Source organism: Gordonibacter sp. 28C (assembly GCF_003339845.1).
Classification (GTDB): domain Bacteria; phylum Actinomycetota; class Coriobacteriia; order Coriobacteriales; family Eggerthellaceae; genus Gordonibacter.
In genome coordinates this window covers 189,668-205,951 of record NZ_PPTR01000001.1, presented here as the reverse complement: position 1 = coordinate 205,951, position 16,284 = coordinate 189,668, and the positions used below count along the sequence as shown (strand labels likewise).

Genomic DNA, 16,284 nt, shown 5'->3' with positions numbered 1-16,284 from the left:
AGCAAGCGGGCCTAGGCGCGCGCCAGATCGCCCTCTTCGACCCCCGGCGCGGGAACGTCCGTCGACGGCGCGGGATCCTTGCGGTCGTTCGCCGACACGGCAGCAGGCCCTCCGCCTTCCCGATCGCCCGCGTGCGCTTCCGCCGGCGCGTCGCCGGCTTCCGCGTCGCGCGGCAGCACGAGGTTCGCCACCACGGCCACCAGGAACACCACGGCCACGCAGTTCTCGGCGAACACGCTTTGCACGATCTCGGGGAACACGGCGAACAGGGCCGACGCCTGCGTGAAGCCGATGCCCACGGCCAGCGACAACGCCGCGATGGTGATGTTGCGCTGCGTGAAGCCGGCCCGCGCGATCATCTGGAAGCCGCTCACGATGATGTTGCCGAACATCATGATGGTGCAGCCGCCCAGCACCGCCTCGGGCAGCGACGAGAACAGCACGCTGATGACCGGCAGGAACGCCGCCAGCACCATGATGACGGCGCCGGTGGCGATGGCCTTGCGGTTCACGACCTTCGTCATGGCCACCAGGCCCACGTTCTGCGAGAACGACGTGATGGGCAGGCAGCCGAAGCACGCGGACAGCGAGCTGACGAAACCGTCGCAGGCGATGGAGCCGGTGAGCTCCTTCTCCTTCACCTCGCGGTTCAAACCAACCATGGCCAGCGCCGAGGTGTCGCCGATGGTCTCGGTGGCCGACACCAGGAAGATGAGCGTTACCGACACGATGGCACCCACGTTGAACTCGGGCGTGAACGGCATGAGCTGCGGCAGGGCGAACAGCTGCAGGCCCGCGAACCCGCTGAAGTCCACCGCGCCCAGGCACAAGGCAACCGCATAACCTATCACCAGGCCGAACAGCACGGAAAGCTGCTTGGTCTTCCCCTTGGCGAGCACCTGGAACACCAGGCACGACACCAGCGAGATAGTTCCCAGCACCAAGTTCTGCGGCGATCCGAAGTCGGGCACGCCGCTGCCGCCGCCGAACGACGTGGCGCCCACGCCCAGCAGCGAGAAGCCGATGGACGTGACCACGACGGCCGCCACGATGGGCGATATGATGCGTCGCCAGTACTTCGCGAACAGGCCCAGCACGCCCTCGATGACGCCGCCCACCATAATGGCGCCGATGGCCGTGCTATACCCGTAGGTGGCCACGATGCCGCACAGCACCGTGACGAACGTGAAGCTGATGCCCATGACGATGGGTAGCCCCGAGCCGATGCGCCACAGCGGGAACAACTGGATGAGCGTGCCGATGCCGGCTATGAGCATGGCGCTTTGGATGAGCGTGCCCGTTTGGTCGGCCCCGAGCCCGGCCACGCCGGCCACGATGACGATGGGGGCGAGGTTGGCAACGAACATGGCCAGGATATGCTGGATGCCGTAGGGAACGGCGCGCAGCAGGGGGATGTCGCCGTCGAGCTTGAACAGCTCCTCGTGCTTGAACTGCTTCATCGGCGAAACTCGATCGCGCCGGTTTCCGGATCCATGGCGTCCACGATGGCGAGCGACTCCAGCCGGTAGCCGCGCTCGCGCAGCTCCGCCCCGCCGGGCTGGAAGCCCTTCTCGACCGCGATGCCGATACCCTCGACGGTCGCTCCGGCCTCGTCGACGAGCTCGATGAGCCCGTTGAGCGCGCAGCCGTTCGCCAAGAAGTCGTCGACGATGAGCACATGGTCGTGCGGCCCCAAGAACTTCTTGGACACGATGACGTCGTACACGCGGCCGTGCGTGAACGACTGAATGCGCGTGGTGTACATGTCACCGTCCAGGTTGATGCTCTGCGCCTTCTTCGCGAACACCACGGGCACGCCGAAGTGGCGGGCGGCCACACAGGCGATGCCGATGCCCGACGCCTCGATGGTGAGGATCTTCGTGACAGGCGCGTCGGCGAACAGGCGCTTGAACTCGGCGCCCATCGCGTCGAACAGGTCGATGTCCAACTGGTGGTTCAGGAAGCTGTCAACCTTTAGAACGCCTCCCGACTTCACCACCCCGTCGCGCCTGATGCGCTCCTCCAGCAATTCCACGTTCTGCCTCCATCCCCTTTATCATCCTGAGCGAAGAAAGCCGAAGGGCCTTTGCGCTTGCGTTAGATTCCTTCGATGCTTTTTCGCCGCACGGCAAAACCGCGCGAAAACCCCATGCCGAACAGTGTAAAGGACGCGCGCGTTGCTGAAAACGGCAAAATGTCGTTCACCGAGAGAAACAATTCCGCTATCGCAGGCAAAAGAAGGGTCCGGCACCGTTGCCGAACCCCTCGAAGCCGTCTCGCTTTGTGTTTTCGTTGCGAACGAATCAGAATTCGTACTCCGCCCTGCCTTCGTCCTCGGCCAATTGCGCATACTCCTTGACGATCGGACGGTTTGCTATATGGCTCATGATCTCACGAGTTCCTCCGCCCAGCTGGTAGCCTCGACAATCGAGGAACGCACGGCCAACGCGCGTTTCAGTGGTAAACCCATGACCGCCAAAAATCTCAAGAGCATCGCTCGCGACCTGCGTGAGCGTTACCGAGCCATAGCGCTTGAGCAAAGCCGCATCGGCGTTGATAGGTAGGTTGTTGTCCATCTTCCAAAGCGTCTTATAGAGCATTTCGCGCGTCGTGCGCAAACCCATCTCCATATCAACGAGCATCTCCTGGACAGCTTGATAGCGCGCGATGTTCTTTCCGAAAGCCATGCGCTGATTCGCGTACGCAGCAGCATCCTCCAAGGCGGCTTGAGCCTCTCCGAGAATCATGGCGATGATGACGCAGCGTTCGAACTCGAAGTTCTTCATCAGGTTCATGAAGCCTTGGCCGCGCTCACCGAGATGCTGGCTTGGATCAAGCACAACGTCGTCAAAATGGATGCGAGCAAAAGGAGATATCTGATTGCCGATCTTGTTGAGTTGAGTGACCTCGATGCCAGGGACATCCTTGGGGGTGGTCCACATCGAAATGGATTTGTTTTCGCGAGAAGGATCCTCTTCTTTAGCAAGAACGATGAGGTGAGGGAAATGCTCGCCATTGGTCACAAACGTCTTGTCGCCAAACAGGTGGATCTTTCCGTCGATCTCCTTGGTGTAAGTGGTCATGCCGAAGTTGTCACTGCCACCGACAGGCTCCGAAATAGCAAGGGCGTAGGGCGGACGACCGGTCTCGTAATAGGTGTCCATGCAGAATTTGATCTGCTCAGGGCTGCCGAATTCGAGAACATCGAAGATGATCAGGGTGCTCGAAACGAACGGGACGGTCGTAACCGTAGAGTGGCACAGCTCCTCCATCATGACTCCCAAAGTCACGAAGTCGCAGGGAATTCCGCCGTATTCCTCTGGAATACCCAGTCGGACGAAATCTGTCTGGGCCCACGCTTTGTAAACCTCGTCGTCCATACCGCGTTCTTCATGCCAGCGAATCACCTTCTCTTCGGGCATGTGCTCTTTCGCCCATTCGTGAATGTCCTTCTTGAGTTGAATCTGCTCATCCGTAAACGAATAGTCCAGTGCCATTGTTCCTCCTTAAAGAATTTACCGCTCGTTGTTCCGCGTTATCGCCAGCTCCTCAGACGCATCGCGCCAAAGGAGCCTATGGCCCCTAAAGCCCCATCCCCACATTGAACCCATCGCGAACAGCCTCGCGGATTCTACGCGCGAGCTCCCACTCCGGAACAGGGCGTTCGCCCTCTTTCGCCTCGGGAGCCGGCTGCGCGCCAGCACCGTCGCCGATGAGGTAAACGCTTTCGAACTCCTTTGATAGCTCATTGAAAAGCGTCGTGTTCTCCTGCACGCCAAGCGACGGCATGACGGTGTCGGCGGAGACTTTAATTTCTTCGCCAGTCTTGGTATTGACGGCAAGAACTCCAGTCGGGAGCACTTCTTTGACCACAGTGTCGGTCATGATGGTAACGCCGCCTTTTTTGAGCAAATCCAGCTGCGTCCCCTTGGTCACCGGCCCCATATCCCTCAACGGCCGTGAACTCGGTTCGAGTACGGTCACGCGTCGACCTTTCATCATCGAATGCGCCACCTCGCAGCCCGCAAATCCGCCGCCAATAACAACAACGTTCTTCTTTACCGGCCAGGGCAAGGACATGCCCCATCTCATGAATTTCTTATTGTTGCCGAACAGACCGGTTCCCACTGCCGCGCACTTCCACATAAGTCCCTTTTTCGGAGCCTTTCCGGCAACAAGACCTTTTAGCTCGACCGATCCGATAATATTTTTACCATCGATACCGGGAATATCCGGAACTATCGCTTCACCGCCGGGAGACACAACGACAGCATCCGGTTTCAGGCTGCCGACAAGAGCGGCGGAAGCTTCTGTTCCGAGCATTGTCGTAACAGAAAGATTGCGAAGCTGAAGCGCATACCAGTCAATCACCGGCTCCAAAAACTCATTCAACACAGCCGCAAGATTGAGAAGTCCGCCGAGATGCTTTCCCTTATCAACGAGCGTGACGTCATGCCCTCTTATTGCTGCAACGCGCGCCGCTTCCATACCTCCAGGACCCGCCCCGATAACAACGACCTTCTTCTTTTTCTCAGCCGGACTCCTTTCCGGAAGACCCAGATCAGAAGCAATGTCGGCGTTCATTGAGCACGTCAACTTTCGCCCCACGAACGTGCTGTCCAAACAGCGGCAGCAGCATATGCAAGGCCGTATATCTTTTTTGTTGTTCGACTCCATCTTGCCGACAAAACAAGGGTCCGCCAAAAGAGCTCGACCCATGCCGACGATATCGGCCTTGCCGGAGGCGATGATTTCTTCACACGTATCCGCCCTTGCAATGCGATAGCCCGCGATCACGGGAACGTGCGCGAGCTTTTTCAACTCATAAGTCATATCGATAAGAGGGGCCTCAGGCACGAACTGGTTGACAAGTGGACGCGTTGCTTCATGGAATCCAGCCTGAATACTGAACGCCGCCACGCCGCATTTCTCGAAAATCGAAATAAGAGCCTTGGCATCATCCATGGTGTTTCCGCCTGGCATGTAATCATCCGCGTTGAAACGACACACTATGGGGAAGTCTTCACCCGCCTTCTTTCGACAGTTCTCGATAACCTCGCACACGATGCGCGCCCTGTTCTCGATTGAGCCGCCGTATTGATCGGTCCGACGATTCGAAAACGACGACAAAAACCTGCAAAGGAGATACCCTATACCTGCATGTATCTCCACCAGGTCAAATCCTGCTTCTTTGCATCTTCTGCAAGCGTCTCCAAATTGCTCGACGATTAAATGAATCTCGTCAATTGTCAGCTCTCGCAGCTTTTTGACAAAGGGGCCTCCCGGTCCATCCGAAGGGCCGACGGCCTCGAATGGCTTACTTCCATCGGCCCTCCATTCATAGTGAATGTCAAGCTGCGCACACGACAAAGCGCCGCCTTCACGAATGCCGTCTGTCAGCTTCTTGAGTCCCGGAATGAAGTCATCGCTCCAAGCGCCAATAGAGTGGCTTCCAGCAGGATACTGATGGGACACGTTGCTGCAATCGCACGGTATGACTCCCCCGACCGTGATCATGCCGATACCGCCCTTGGACATTTGGGAATATAGATCGACGAGCTTATCGGACATGTAATACTCGTCCACCTCCATGCCCATGGGCAGCAATGCCGTTCTGTTTCGTAGCTGCTTATTCCCAATCATGATAGGTTCAAAAAGCATATCTTTTTCTGCCACGAAGCCTCGTCTCCTTACATCATCCAGTGCGATTTATGCAGCAGTCCTCACACCAGTCCCTAAATTTTCTTAAAAATAGTCAATGGGACGGAGCGGGAGAATGCTCAAAACAAGAATGTGTGGCTATGCGACGGGGTAAACCCTCAATCATAGAAACTGGGGTCTGCAAAATCTGCTCACATCGAAAGAGTGTTGGTTCGATCGGCTTCTACAACTCAATATCATTGTTGAACAAAGAATAGGGAAATTGGACTGACGCTCAACGCTCGTTCGCCGACAGGAGGTTATCGTATGAGAATTGTTGTCTGCATCAAGCAATGCATCGATGCTGAAGCGATCACGAAAGTCGACGACCACGGCCAGGTGATTAAGGAAGGCCAGTCGCTGGTCATCGACCCCTATAGCGAGTTCGCTGTAGAAAGAGCCTTGCAGGCAAAAGACTGCGGTGAAGCGGAAACCATTGCGCTGGCGATTGGCGGCCAGGAAGTTATGCCGACCATCCGCCACGCATTGGCCATGGGCGTAGATTCCGGCTGCCTCGTCGACGACCCGGCTATAGACCTGGACGACCCTGTTGAAAAATCCATCGTGCTCGCCAAAGCGCTGACCAAGCTCCAGCCGGATCTCATCATGGGAGGCTATAAATCTGGCGACACCTCCCAAGCACAAGTAATCCCAAGGTTAGCCACTTTTTTGAAGATACCCTACGTTGGCATCGTCACCCATCTTGAGATCGGCGAACATGCGGTAGAGGCTACGCACGAAACCGATGACGGCTTTGAAATCATACAGGTGGAACTTCCGGCGGCCATCGCAGCGCAACAAGGACTCGCAGAACCGCGATACCCGTCCGTGCGGGGCATCATGCAATCCAAAAAGAAACCTGTCGAGATATATAACTTGGAAGATATCGGCCTCTCGCCATCAGAACTTGACCACCCAAAGCCATGCGTCCTCCCGTGTCGCCCGAAACCAGCACGCAAGGGGGGACGCATTATGAAGGGCGAGCTGTCTGTTGTGATTTCAGATGTGGTTGCCGCCTTGAAATCCGATGGTGCTATCTCGTAACGACCTTGTCGCAAATATCTCCACGGCAAAGAAGCGTGGGGATGGCCAGAATGGAGGAGGAGCATGTCTGATATCTGGGTTTTTTCTACATATAGGAATTCCACGTTCAATAAGGTTTCGTATGAAATGATTGCCAGCTCCCGAAAGCTAGCGACTTCTTTGGGAGGCAGCACAGCATCAATCGTGTTCGACAGCATCGTGCATGAAGCCGACCTCGTCCCTTTGGCCTATTACGGTGCCGACGATGTTTTGATTCTCGAGGATCCCAGCCTGTCTCCCTATACGACAGACGCCTATGCCAATGCGCTAACCGCTCTCGCGGAGAAATACAAACCCTTGGCTATCTTTTTCGCAAATGACGCAGTCGGCCTCGATATGGCCCCTGTCGTCGCGCAAAATATCGGAGCGCCTTTACTGACCGACGTCATGGATATGACGGTCGAGGGCACCAAGCTTTTGCTATCTCGCGAAGCCTATTCCGGCAAGATCGTCCAAGAGTTCGCCCTCGACCCAGGGCGGCATCCCCTCATAGCCACGATCCGTGCCGGGGCTCTTGAAGCGGCGCAATGCGACGAGACTCGTCCCGTCCACGTCACCAGAACACAGATTGAGGACTTCGGCACGATACGACAAGTTGTAAAGGACGTCGTCAGAAAAACCTCTGCACGCGTCGATTTGACCGAGGCGCGTTGCGTCGTCGGAGGCGGGCGGGGCATTAGGGGCGAAGCAGGGGTTAAGCTCATCGAGGATCTAGCCGACGTCTTGGGCGCAGCAGTCGGAGGCTCACGCGCCGCAATCGACGAGGGGTGGATTGAAGGTCAATATCAAATAGGACAGACCGGAAAATCCATTGCTCCCGATCTTTACATAGCATGCGGCATATCGGGCACCATCCAGCATATGTCAGGCGCTTCGGCGGCTAAATGCATCGTCGCCATCAACAAAGACGAGGAGGCAGATATTTTCAAGGTTGCCGACTACGGCATAGTCGCTGATCTCTTCACTGCAATTCCCCTTTTGATAGAAGAGCTTCGACTGCAAAACTGACTTCGCGCTTTTCGGAAAACCACGTTTCCTCGTTTTCCGATCGAGAATTCACCAAACACGACTACAAGCAGAGCACACAACGGGAGATGGTATGGAAGCAGCCAGCGCAACTCGCGAATATCTATGGAACATCAACCAAGAATGGATCATGTATCCGTGTTTTGTTTTCGCCTTGGCAGTCAGCGTCTATTTTTTTTACAGACGATATCGTCTTTGGAAGGTCGGACAGCCGGAAAACCGTTCCGACCATCGAGGCCAACGTTTGTCGGGTGTGATTAAAGATGCTTTTCTCCAGCTGAAAGTCTTGCGCGTCAAAGGAATCGGCATCGCTCATTTGGGGATGTACGCGGGCATGGTCATATTGCTGATAGCAACCGCATCCATCGCCGCTCAAGTGGATCTGGGCCTCGACTTTGCCCATGGCTACTACTACCTCATCGTCATCGCCCTCGGATCCGATTTTGCCGGCCTTGCCTTTTGCCTGGCAATAGCATTCTGCATTATCCGGCGCATTGCAAACAAGAAGCTCGACACAAAACCGAGCGATATCGTTGTGCTCGTGCTCCTTCTTACTGTTGGCGTGGGCGGTTTTGCCGTCGAAGGGCTTCGCATCGCTGGGGCAGGAGATCCTTGGCGAGACTGGTCGCCAATCGGCAGCCTCGTTGCTCTTGCTTTCGAAAACCTAGACGCCAACCAGATCGCCACCGCGCACCGAGTCCTCTGGTGGAGCCACATGGCGCTTGCTTTCGCCTTGATCGCATATTGGACTTATTCGAAACTGGTTCATGTTCTGCTGATTCCCAGCAGTATCTATCACCGTTCGCTCAAGCCGGCATCCTCGCTTCCTTTCGTGGATTTCGAAGACGACAACCTGGACACCTTGGGTGTGGGATGCCTTGAAGATTTTACCTGGAAAGACCTTTTCGACACCCAAGCATGCATTCGGTGCAACCGCTGTCAAGAGAACTGCCCAGCCTATCTGAGCGGTAAGCCGCTCTCCCCAAAGGCGCTTATGGACGACCTGGGAGCGCATCTTGAAGAACGCGGTGCGCTTATCCTCGACATGCGGGCAAAGAAGAAGGGCGCCCTGACGCAAGAGGAACAGGCAACACGGAAGCCAACCGATGAGCAACGTGACATCATGGCCAAAACCTTGGTCGGCGACACCGTCAAACCAGACGCCCTCTGGGCATGCACCACCTGCGGTTCCTGCATGGAGCAGTGCCCGGCATCATTGGAGCACGTGCCTAAAATCGTGAAAATGCGCACGTACCAAGTTTGCACAGAAAGCGTTTTTCCGTCGGAATTGCATTCAACTTTTCGCAACATGGAAACAAACGGCAATCCATGGGGGCTTGGCTGGGAAACGCGAAGTGAGTGGATGGGCGATTGCGATCTTCCCTTGATCGATGGCAACCCGAATGCAGAATACTTGTTCTGGACAGGGTGCGCAGGCGCGTTCGACTCTCGAAACCAAAGGGTTTCCAGGGCATTTGCCCAGATTATGAGTCGGGCCGAAATCGATTTCGCCATTCTAGGCAACAAGGAGCGATGCTGCGGCGATGCCGCGAGAAGGTTGGGAAACGAATATCTTTATTACACGCTCGCCAACGAAAACATAGAAACGCTAAAGCGCTATAAATTTAAAAAAATAGTAACGACGTGCCCGCATTGCTACAACGCCTTCAAAGTCGACTACCCTCAACTTGGAGGATGCTTTGAAGCGGTGCACCACACCGAGCTCATCAAAGAGCTGATCGAACAAGGTAGAATCGCACCTCGTTCCCTTGAACCGGAAATGCGCTCTTCGATAACCTATCAAGACTCATGCTATCTTGGCCGTTATAACGGCATATACCAAGCCCCCCGAAAAATACTCTCATCTCTTCATCTCGATATCGTAGAGATGAAGAAGTCGCAACAAGACAGCCTCTGCTGCGGGGCGGGCGGTGGCCGTATATGGTTAGACGAGCAGGAAACGCAGCGTGTCAGCACCCTACGTACAGCGCAGGCGCTTGAAACGAGTCCGGAGATCGTCGCCACGGCATGTCCCTATTGCCTCACCATGCTCTCAGATGGCATGAGCATGAGAGACGCGCCGACGCCAGTAAAGGATGTTGCCGAGATCGTCTTGGCTCATATCGGATAAGTAATTGTGCGTCGCAAAAATATTATGATCTGATCTGCGATTATTTATTTACGATAGCACTAACGGTTCCTTTAACGCTATCGTAAATAAGGTTATAGCAGTTGCTCATCAAATCTTTCGGAACGTTTTTTGACGAGTTGAGGACGCAGTCAAATATCCATAAGACGGAGTTGTTCGTATAAAACGTTGCCAGCCAATTGAGCGTTTCGGCATTAAGATAGCAGTTGCTTTCCTGAAAAAGGCTTTCGATATCCTTGCGCAGGGCAGGGCGATAAATAAGCAGCAGATAGCGCCTAAAGTTTGAATATACTTCCTCGGTGCTCAACTTTCGATAGAACTCCCGATACCCCATGAAATACTGCCCCATGGACTCGAAGAAATCACCTTGCTTGAAGCCCTTTTCAGACTTGGTGAAAAAGGGCATATAACGGTATTTGTCGTCCTCTATCTGCGTATCGCAAATCAACCGATCACCATTGAAACGCGCTTCGAGATGCAGTGCAAACGTACTGCGAAACACATATTTCACCAGATCGCTTTTGCCGTAGAAGTGATAGTAAAAAGTTTTTCTATTGATTCCCACAAGGTTTACAAGATCATGTACGGTTATTTTATTGAACGGCACATCCTCCAACATCTCGAGAAACGCGTCTACAATTAAATCCTTTGTATGTACTTTCGAATCCTTCATTCAATCACGCTCCCAATCCGTTTCAAATGTTTGTCGGATGTGGTAAAAAGTCGATTCAGGATTATTGACAGCTACCTGGAGCCGCTCTCCGCGATTCCCGCGTTCTTCTAGGTATGGTAGTAAAGCGCCGTGCCCATGCCGTCAATTCGGCGTGAAACGCGTTTATTGTCATACAGATATTCGCAATACGAGAATATTTTTATAGCCCTCCTTCCTCGAGAATCCATACTCTTCGAATCCGTATCGCTATAGTAAAGTTTCTCAATATCGACAACGCTGCATGCACCCGATGCGGCGCAAAGCGTCTTGAATATGTTCTCGATTTGTCGATTTTGATATGCCCACGCATCTTCGAAGGCCCGCCGCGCGGCATCGACGCCCCAAAGTGGAAGCATATGACTCGAGAAAAGCGATAGGGGAGCCATCTGGGCCATCTTTTTCAGAGATCTTCCATACGAGACCATCGCATGGGCGTCGATGTCGTCCGCACAACATATTGGAGCGTATTTTTCGAGCACCATATCGCCGCAGAACAAGATCCTCTGGCTTCTCTCAATCAAACCAGAATGCTCGGCAGCATGGCCGGGAAGGTGTACCACTTCAAGCTGATAGCAATCGAGATCGAAGACAAATCCATCTTCGACCTCGATTGCCGGATAATCAATGTTGCATGACGCTTCGAATGTTGCGAGATAACCAGCATATGAACCGTTCAGGCATGCCGCGCAGGCACCCGATAAATAATGGAATCGAGCAATATTGGATTCGTCATACTTGATTCGCCCCGCCGTGCTGTAGACCGGCACGCCCTTTTTATAAAATTCTCGCGCGAACCCGCAGTGGTCACGATGAAAATGAGTAACGAAAAGCGCCGCATTATCCCAAGAGAGGCCGTATTCATCAAGCATCGCCTGAAAGACTCGAAAATTCGTCACTTCGGGGCAGCCTGCGTCTATGAACAGAACCTTCTTGTCTGACCGCACCGCATAAACTTCCAGCTCGTCGAAAGCCCATTCCGCACCTGCCTTGAACGAGGTCCTAAAGATATTGGGCAGCACCTCGAGGTTAAACACTCCCACATTGTCTTCCGCTAGCGCGCGATCATCGAACCGGTAGGCTGTAGAATAACCGATCGACATAGTATTGCTCCCCATCAGGAAAAAGCCGTCAATGCCAAGAAAAACTTGCCGTTTAAAATCGTGCTCTCATAAGGCTAGGAACCTCCCCGTGGTTCCTAGCCTTCTTATCGGGCATGCTCAAAACAGAGAAATAAGATCTCGAGCCACACCAGCATCATGAAACGTGAATGACGCACATGCGGTTCACTCGGTCCATTCGAACTTCTTTCCTGCCTTAATGGCATAAGCACCGAGCAGCCATACAAGAATCGCCAGCGCGATGCCAATGATGAACACCAACGAGAAGCCAGTCGCATCGATGATGAAGCCCCAGATAGTAGCGGCAAAAGCGGCGCCGAGAGAAGAGACCATCGATATTCGGGAATAGATGCTGCTGTATTCACGCTGACCGAACACCGACGCGGTGAGAATCGGCATTTGCACGGTAGCAGACGCATAGTAGATGCCAAAAACGAAGGCGCCGATCATCATCACAACCACCTGCGAAGGGACCAACCACATGAGAACCAAACCGATGATGCCCGAGATGACGCCAACGCTCAATCCCAGAAGAACGCCCTTGTCGTTGATCCCGCCCAAGGCTATCTTTCCAAGCGTCTGTCCAAGCATGGCGGCTGAGGCCAAAGTCGCAGCCATCGCGGCGACCGTTGGAGCTATTCCCTCCAAAGAAACGGCATACGAAGGAATAAACTGGTAAATCACCGTATCGAACCCGATGAAGCCCGCCACGATGGCAATCGCGTAGAAAACGGGAGAACGCATCGCCACGGACGCAGACACACCGGTCGGGGCTGCCAGCTGCGTCGCTTCACCAGAATTCGTCTGGGACTCTTCGTACCCGTAAGGAAGCAGGCCCTTGTCGGCGGGATAGCTACGAATAACGAATGCCGTGAACGGAAGCGCAAGGACGAGGGCAATGATGCCAAACACTAGGTAGCCCATTCTCCAACCTTCGGGACCGGAGGCAATCAAGCTCCCGCCCACCATGTTGAAGACGATACCGCCAACGCCAGTGAAGGCCATGCTCAGACCAATAAAGAAGCCGTTGCGCTTTTTAAACCACCGATTGATCAGAGTAGGTGTAGCGAGGTACAGCAAAGCAGAATCTCCGCATCCCATAAGTGCGCCGGAAATATAAAACTGCCAAACCTGATCGTAAAACGACATCGCGATCAAACCCGCGCCTACCAGACACGCAGCTACCGACAAGACCACGCGTGCATCCCTTTTGTCGATGAGCTTGCCCATGAACGGCAAGGAAACGGTCATCGACAGGCACAAAATGGTCATATAGATGGCAAAAACGCCTTTGCCAACACCCAGATACTCGCTCACAGGCGCGTAAAAAATACCCGCACAGCTAAACGTCAATGCGCACGGGCCAAAACAACAGGCAATGCATGAAGCAACGATCAGAAAACCGTAGTGGAACTTGCCTTTTCCAGCCAACGTACCCTCCTATCCGTCACCCTGGCAGTTCGCCGATCCGGCTTCTGCAAAAGCGTTAGGGTAACTCGTCCTCAACTGAACCCCGAAACGGCTTTTTGCCCAAATCCATATTTACTTTATAAATTAGCAGCCGGAATGCACATGCCCATACTCTGATTCTGTTGGTTTATCGAGGAGTCTGAAGGACGATAGAATTTGAAAATATGTGCAGTCGCCTGTCACGAAAACCGAGCGTAACGAGGTGTCAAAATGTATGATTTCACAAAAGAAGAGCAGATGATCCTGAGTATGGTAGACGATGTCTGCCACGATAGGATCGGCCCTGTTGCCGCAGAGGTGGACGAAAGCGACTCTTTTCCTTGGAAGCTGCAGGAGCTGTTGGCCGAAAGCGGCATCATCTCGATGCTGTTCGAAGAGAAGTACGGAGGCGCAGGGGTAAGTCTGAATTGCTGGCTTCGCTGCATAGAACGCATTTCTCAGGAATCCTGTTCGGTAGCGTCCATCGTGACAACGGCAACCATGGGATCGAGGCCCCTTTTGCTGGCCGGCTCCGAAGCCCAGAAAGACCGATTAATTCCTGACATTGCCAGCGGAGATGTTCGAACCTGCTTTGCCCTCACCGAACCGCAAGCCGGAACGCATGTTGCGAATATCGCCACCACGGCCACAAAAACGAATGATGGCTACGTCATCAATGGAAGCAAGGTATTTGCCACAGGAGGATCCGTTGCCGACATTTTCACGATTTTTGCCCAAGTCGAGGAATCCGGAACCAAGAAGCTGACTTGCTTTTTGGTTGACAGAGACGCCGACGGCCTTTCCATAGGGCGAGACGAGGATAAGATGGGCATGCGAGGATCCGCATCGTGTCCGCTCTACTTCGACAACATGGAAGTGCCGGAATCTGCCGTCGTAGGGAAAGTCGGAGATGGATTCGATATCGTATATGGCACTTTGTACGGCGGGCGTCTATGCGCAGCAGCATTTGGCATCGGGCTTTCAAAGAGAGCCTACGCCGAAGCCTTGGCCTATGCGAACAGCCGTGTCCAGTTCTCGCAAACTATTGGAAACTTCCAGGCAATCAGGCTCAAGCTTGCCGACATGGAAATTGGCATAAAAGCGGCCGAGCTGCTTATCGACCACGCAGCAACTCTTTATATGAAGAACGATCCCGAGCTGAGAGCATACTCGTCGTGCACAAAAATCTTTTGCGCGGAGCTAGCCAACAAGGTGACTGCAGATGCTATCCAGATATTTGGCGGATATGGCTATTGCAAGGACTATCCCGTTGAAAGACTGTACCGGGATGCGCGCATTTTGACCATCTTCGAAGGCACCAGCGAGATACTGCGCACCACACTCGCGAAAGCCGCGCTCAACGAAAACAGAAAAGCATAGCTTTCCCTTTCCCAACATCAAAGGAGACTGCCATGGATTATTTCCAGGTGTCCGTTGAAGAATCCGCACGCATCTCGCCCCGAGCTTCAATCGCGGGAAACGTTCGCATAGGCAAAGACTGCACCATCTTCGACAATGCAACGATCAGGGGAGATTATGGGTCATTCATAACACTGGGAGATAAAAGCAACCTGCAAGAAAATTGCTGCATTCACGTGTCGGACGACGCTCCGGTCGTCATAGGATGGGGCGTCACCATAGGACATGGAGCCATCATCCACGGCTGCACGATAGGCGATGAAACCCTGATCGGCATGGGAAGCATCATTATGGATCATGCCTGCATCGGGAAACACTGCGTTATTGGCGCAGGCGCGGTCGTCACCGAAGGCACCGTCATTCCCGATGGATATATGGCGTATGGCGTACCGGCAAAACCCAAACGCCCTCTTACCGAGAAGGAAATACAAGATATTTGCATACTCGCCTGGCAAGACTACGAAACAATTGGCGTCGACATGGCTCGACAGGGCCTTATGTATTCAGGCGATAGCCTTCGCGCGCACAGCGGAATAGCACTGAGAGAGCCCGCCTCTCTCGATACCGTCAATGGCCGGGTTTGTGGTAGTGCCATTTAAAAGCTCATCCGTAAAATAAGAATCAGCTTTTTGCTCCAAATCCATCTTTGCACGACCCGACAGGGTCACACCTTGAATCTCTGCAAAAGAGTTTAAGGCTGCCTCTACCGGGCTTATCAGACAAGCCCCATCTTTGTGATAGCGGGCAACCGAAAATCGAAAGGAGACGGTGTTTTATGGATCTTGAGCTTACCTCAATGAAGCTCGGCTTCCAATCCGGCCTCGCAACAATTACTTTCACGCAGGCCAAACGTGGTAACCCGATTGATGCAACATTCTGTACCGAAATGAACCAGGTGGTTCAAAGCCTGGCAAATCTCGAAGGGCTACGCGCCATCCTCCTCCTCGCGGAGGGCAAGAGCTTTAGCTTCGGCGGAGACCTTGTAGGTTTCAAGCAAGCCGGCGACCAGCTTCCTGGGCTCGTCCGTTCGATGCTGGCTGACATGAACGTTGCGCTTTCTCGTCTCTACCGGCTTCCCGCTCCGACGGTAGTCGGTATCCAGGGATTCTGCATGGGCGGAATGATCGGCCTGGTGGCAGGGTGCGACTACGTCGTTGCAGGAGAGTCCACCAAACTCGGCGCAGCGTTCTCGGGAGTGGGCTTCAGCATCGACACGGCGTCGAGTTCGACCCTCACCATGCGCATGGGAACGGCACGCGCGCGCAGGTTCGAGCTTATGGCGGAAATGCTGACAAGCTCGCAAGCAGCCGAAGCCGGCCTCGTCGACGAGATCGTTCCCGACGACGACGTCGTTGCAAAGGCAACCGAAGTGGCGACTCGTCTTGCATCAGGACCGACTCAAGCATATGCCGGAATCAAGGAGCTTTTTCTGGCCTCCAGCGGCATCCACCTTGAGCAGCAAAGCGAGCTCGAAGCGACCATCCTCGCAAAGGTCTCCTCGTCCGAGGACTCCAAAGAGGGCGTCAACGCAATGTTGGAAAAGCGCAAGCCGTCATTCAGCGGCAAGTAAGCGGCAAAGCGCTCTACACCATCGCGTAAGCAAATGAAGCACTGGGTAAGTATCGAAA

Annotated in this window: 13 protein-coding genes; 6 read left to right on the top strand and 7 right to left on the bottom strand. The window is 54.1% G+C overall.

What is annotated here, in order from left to right:
- Positions 1-11: 11 nt before the first annotated feature.
- The 4 genes from C1878_RS00885 to C1878_RS00870 form a co-directional block, all read right to left on the bottom strand.
- Positions 12-1,460, bottom strand: a complete 1,449-nt coding sequence (locus C1878_RS00885) for a uracil-xanthine permease family protein (protein ID WP_114599828.1) — start codon at positions 1,458-1,460, stop codon at positions 12-14.
- On the bottom strand, positions 1,457-2,035 hold the full coding sequence (locus C1878_RS00880) for a xanthine phosphoribosyltransferase (protein WP_114599827.1): 579 nt from the start codon (positions 2,033-2,035) through the stop codon (positions 1,457-1,459). The genes C1878_RS00885 and C1878_RS00880 overlap by 4 nt, the downstream gene beginning before the upstream one ends.
- A gap of 268 nt (positions 2,036-2,303) precedes the next feature.
- Complete coding sequence (locus tag C1878_RS00875) at positions 2,304-3,497, bottom strand: acyl-CoA dehydrogenase family protein (RefSeq protein WP_241963549.1); 1,194 nt, start codon at positions 3,495-3,497, stop codon at positions 2,304-2,306.
- Positions 3,498-3,582: 85 nt separating this feature from the next.
- Entirely contained in the window at positions 3,583-5,676 is a 2,094-nt protein-coding gene (locus tag C1878_RS00870) for an NAD(P)/FAD-dependent oxidoreductase (protein WP_147272879.1), read from the bottom strand.
- A 291-nt stretch (positions 5,677-5,967) separates the two neighbouring features.
- Here C1878_RS00870 and C1878_RS00865 point away from each other — a divergent pair, with 291 nt between their 5' ends.
- The 3 genes from C1878_RS00865 (at position 5,968) to C1878_RS00855 (ending at position 9,940) form a co-directional block, all read left to right on the top strand.
- Positions 5,968-6,744: an electron transfer flavoprotein subunit beta/FixA family protein gene (locus tag C1878_RS00865; protein ID WP_114599825.1), complete on the top strand. Its 777-nt coding sequence runs from the start codon at positions 5,968-5,970 to the stop codon at positions 6,742-6,744.
- Positions 6,745-6,807: 63 nt separating this feature from the next.
- On the top strand, positions 6,808-7,791 hold the full coding sequence (locus C1878_RS00860) for an electron transfer flavoprotein subunit alpha/FixB family protein (protein ID WP_114599824.1): 984 nt from the start codon (positions 6,808-6,810) through the stop codon (positions 7,789-7,791).
- Between the two features lie 91 nt (positions 7,792-7,882).
- A complete protein-coding gene (locus tag C1878_RS00855; RefSeq protein ID WP_114599823.1) occupies positions 7,883-9,940 on the top strand; it encodes a heterodisulfide reductase-related iron-sulfur binding cluster in 2,058 nt (685 codons plus the stop codon).
- Positions 9,941-9,980: 40 nt separating this feature from the next.
- Here C1878_RS00855 and C1878_RS00850 read toward each other — a convergent pair whose 3' ends face one another.
- From C1878_RS00850 to C1878_RS00840, 3 genes are all read right to left on the bottom strand, one after another.
- Positions 9,981-10,631 (bottom strand): TetR family transcriptional regulator, encoded by a 651-nt coding sequence (locus tag C1878_RS00850; RefSeq protein ID WP_114599822.1) that lies wholly within the window; start codon positions 10,629-10,631, stop codon positions 9,981-9,983.
- Between the two features lie 107 nt (positions 10,632-10,738).
- Positions 10,739-11,770 (bottom strand): MBL fold metallo-hydrolase, encoded by a 1,032-nt coding sequence (locus tag C1878_RS00845; protein ID WP_158539644.1) that lies wholly within the window; start codon positions 11,768-11,770, stop codon positions 10,739-10,741.
- A gap of 183 nt (positions 11,771-11,953) precedes the next feature.
- On the bottom strand, positions 11,954-13,219 hold the full coding sequence (locus tag C1878_RS00840) for an MFS transporter (RefSeq protein WP_114599820.1): 1,266 nt from the start codon (positions 13,217-13,219) through the stop codon (positions 11,954-11,956).
- A gap of 249 nt (positions 13,220-13,468) precedes the next feature.
- Here C1878_RS00840 and C1878_RS00835 point away from each other — a divergent pair, with 249 nt between their 5' ends.
- The 3 genes from C1878_RS00835 to C1878_RS00825 all read left to right on the top strand — a co-directional run bounded on the left by C1878_RS00835 (position 13,469) and on the right by C1878_RS00825 (position 16,226).
- The gene (locus C1878_RS00835; protein ID WP_114599819.1) at positions 13,469-14,617 is read left to right on the top strand and encodes an acyl-CoA dehydrogenase family protein; all 1,149 of its coding nucleotides are present in this window, start codon (positions 13,469-13,471) and stop codon (positions 14,615-14,617) included.
- Between the two features lie 32 nt (positions 14,618-14,649).
- Positions 14,650-15,255 (top strand): gamma carbonic anhydrase family protein, encoded by a 606-nt coding sequence (locus C1878_RS00830; protein ID WP_114599818.1) that lies wholly within the window; start codon positions 14,650-14,652, stop codon positions 15,253-15,255.
- 176 nt (positions 15,256-15,431) lie between these two features.
- Positions 15,432-16,226 (top strand): enoyl-CoA hydratase/isomerase family protein, encoded by a 795-nt coding sequence (locus C1878_RS00825; RefSeq protein ID WP_114599817.1) that lies wholly within the window; start codon positions 15,432-15,434, stop codon positions 16,224-16,226.
- Positions 16,227-16,284: the final 58 nt, after the last annotated feature.